Here is a 750-nt window from a genome sequence, read left to right on the forward strand (position 1 = left end):
CACTAGCCGGGCGCGAATGGCCATAACAGAGCTTTTTCAAAGCTTCGGTTATATGCTGAAGCCTGAAATCGAGGTCGGCAGCGTCGATCTGCTGATCGAATTTGCCCGGAGAGGACTCGGCATTTCGTATGTAACGCGGGAATTTGTATCGAAGGAGCTGGAGGAAGGCTCGCTCTTCGAAATTCAATTGGATGTGCAGCTGCCTCCCTCCCATGTCGGCATAATGAAAATGCGCAATTTGCCGCTGTCGAGTACAGCTAGCCGATTTATTGAGCTTGTTCATTGAGGATTAGGGGGTACAGCATCGCATAATTGAGCACGGCGCTGAATTATGGTCCTGGCTTCAGGCGGGTGCTTGTTACTATTTATGTGGGGATACCAGCAAAATGGAAAAGGACGTAGACGCCGCACTGAAACAAGTCAATGAGCAGCACGGCGGAAAATCGGTGGCTGAAAAGGAGCAATATATGAAGGAAATGGCCAAAATGAAAAAGCTTAGGCATACAGGGAGAGACGACCGCCAATAGATGCGGTCGTCTCTCTTTTTCACGCCACCTCTACTCTATCGAAATTATAAAAATTGGAATACTTGAATTAGAGTATAAATTTCTGGTATATTTGTAAATAACAATGGTAATTTGAATGGACCTGATGACTCTTTATTCCAGCAGCCTTACTATTGCGATGAGTCAAAATCGTACGACAGGTTTCACCGCAACGACTAAAGGAGGAATATGCAATGAATAACCA

Annotated in this window: 2 protein-coding genes; both read left to right on the forward strand. The window is 45.6% G+C overall.

Going from position 1 to position 750, the window contains the following annotated elements; translation table 11 throughout:
* A partial coding sequence (locus ABEW34_RS31900) for a LysR family transcriptional regulator substrate-binding protein (RefSeq protein WP_430165903.1) occupies window positions 1–286 on the forward strand: 286 nt, incomplete at its 5' end.
* A 100-nt stretch (window positions 287–386) separates the two neighbouring features.
* A complete protein-coding gene (locus tag ABEW34_RS31905) occupies window positions 387–527 on the forward strand; it encodes a hypothetical protein (protein WP_430165906.1) in 141 nt (46 codons plus the stop codon).
* The last annotated feature ends 223 nt before the right edge of the window (window positions 528–750 follow it).

This window comes from Paenibacillus algorifonticola (genome assembly GCF_050481745.1).
Lineage (GTDB): Bacteria > Bacillota > Bacilli > Paenibacillales > Paenibacillaceae > Pristimantibacillus > Pristimantibacillus algorifonticola_A.